At 70.3% G+C, this 1,830-nt stretch carries 1 protein-coding gene and 1 pseudogene; both read right to left on the bottom strand.

The window, feature by feature from the left end:
- A partial coding sequence (locus tag G5C65_RS36545) for an acyltransferase domain-containing protein (protein ID WP_241266319.1) occupies positions 1-1,622 on the bottom strand: 1,622 nt, incomplete at its 3' end.
- A gap of 12 nt (positions 1,623-1,634) precedes the next feature.
- Positions 1,635-1,817 (bottom strand): annotated as a pseudogene (locus G5C65_RS39910) (hypothetical protein); the annotation flags it as partial.
- Between the last annotated feature and the right edge of the window lie 13 nt (positions 1,818-1,830).

Below are 1,830 nucleotides of genomic sequence, written 5' to 3'. Positions count from 1 at the left end.
ACCACCCGCCCCAGCACCACATGATCAGCCAGCCACGGCTGCCCACCCACCGACAACCAACCCGTCAGCACCGCCCCATCACCCTCGGCCAGCGAGACAGCCGTGCCCAGCAGCGCATGCCCCGCACCGGAGGCACCAAGCCCCTCCGGCAACGGCTGCGGCCAGAACCGCCGACGCTCGAAGGCATACGTCGGCAGCGGAATCGTGCGCCCGCCCCAACCGGCGAACACATCCGCCCACTCGACCCCGACACCGGATGTCCACAGGCGGCTGATCGCACCCAGCGCGGACTCGCCCTCGTCCCGGTCCTTGCGCAGCATCGGCACGAACACCGCATCGAGAGCCGTGTCCTGGGCCATGCCGGACAGCACACCGTCCGGGCCCAGCTCCAGGAACCGGGTCGCACCGAGCTTCGAGGTGGCCGTGATGCCATCGGCGAAGCGGACCGGCTGGCGGACTTGGCGCAGCCAGTACTCCGGCTCCTGCATCGTGCCGGGTTCAGCCACGGCTCCGGTCAGGTTCGACACGATCGGGATGCGCGCCGGGTGGAAGGTGAGGCTGCCCAGGACGGTCGTGAACTCGTCAAGGATTGGTTCCATCAGGGCTGAGTGGAAGGCGTGCGAGACCGTCAGGACGTTGACCCGCCGGCCCCGGGCCGCACACTCGGCCGTGTAGCGGTTGATCGCCTCCAGGTCGCCGGAGAGCACCACGGACTCGGGGCCGTTCACCGCCGCCACATCCAGCCCGGAATCAGCGACGTCCGCCTCGGTGGCCTGCACCGCCAGCATCCCGCCGCCAGCCGGAAGCCCCTGCATCAAACGGCCACGCTCCGCGACCAGCGTGCACGCGTCATCCAGCGACAGGATCCCGGACACATGCGCGGCGACGATCTCACCCAACGAATGGCCCAGCAGCACATCCGGGACCACGCCCCACGACTCCACCAGCCGGTACAGGGCCACTTCGAGCGCGAACAACCCCGCCTGCGCCCACAGCGTGCCCTCCAGACCGACACCCTCGGCCAGCACCTCACGCAGCGGACGCTCCAACCGCACATCCAACCGCGCACACACCGCATCGAACGCCTCGGCGAAGACCGGGAACTGCTCATACAGCCCCAGGCCCATCCCCGCACGCTGCGCACCCTGACCGGTGAACAGGAACGCCAACCGGCCCTCGCCGGACACCCCGGTCGCGAGCACACCGTCCCCGGCCAGCACCGCGCGGTGCTCCAACCTCGCGCGTGTGGTGGCCAGCGACCAGCCCACATCCACTGCGTCCAGCTCCGGCCGCTGGGCCACGAACGACCGCAGCCGCGAAAGCTGCGCCTGCAGCGCTGCCTCGGACTTCGCGGAGACCACCCACGGCACTGTCTCCGGTGCCTGTCGGGTCGCAGCGTTCGACAGCGGTTCGGGCTCGGGTGGCTGTTCGATGATGACGTGGGCGTTGGTGCCGCTGATCCCGAACGACGACACTGCCGCGCGGCGGGGGCGGTCCACCTGGGGCCACGACCGGGCCTCGGTGAGCAGTTCCACCGCGCCCGCCGACCAGTCCACCTGGGGGGTTGGCTCATCCACGTGCAGCGTCGCCGGGAGCATCCCGTGGCGCAGCGCCATGACCATCTTGATCACACCGGCGACTCCGGCTGCTGCCTGGGCGTGGCCGATGTTGGATTTGATCGAGCCCAGCCACAGCGGTTCGCTGTCCTCGCTGCGGTTCTGGCCGTAGGTGGCCGACAGGGCCTGGGCCTCGATCGGGTCTCCGAGGCGGGTGCCGGTGCCGTGCGCCTCGACCGCGTCGACATCGGCAGTGGTCAGTTGGGCGTTGGCG

Source organism: Streptomyces boncukensis (genome assembly GCF_011045075.1).
Lineage (GTDB): Bacteria > Actinomycetota > Actinomycetes > Streptomycetales > Streptomycetaceae > Streptomyces > Streptomyces boncukensis.
The sequence above is the reverse complement of the archived record's forward strand: the minus strand, read 5'-3'. Positions and strand labels throughout refer to the sequence as shown.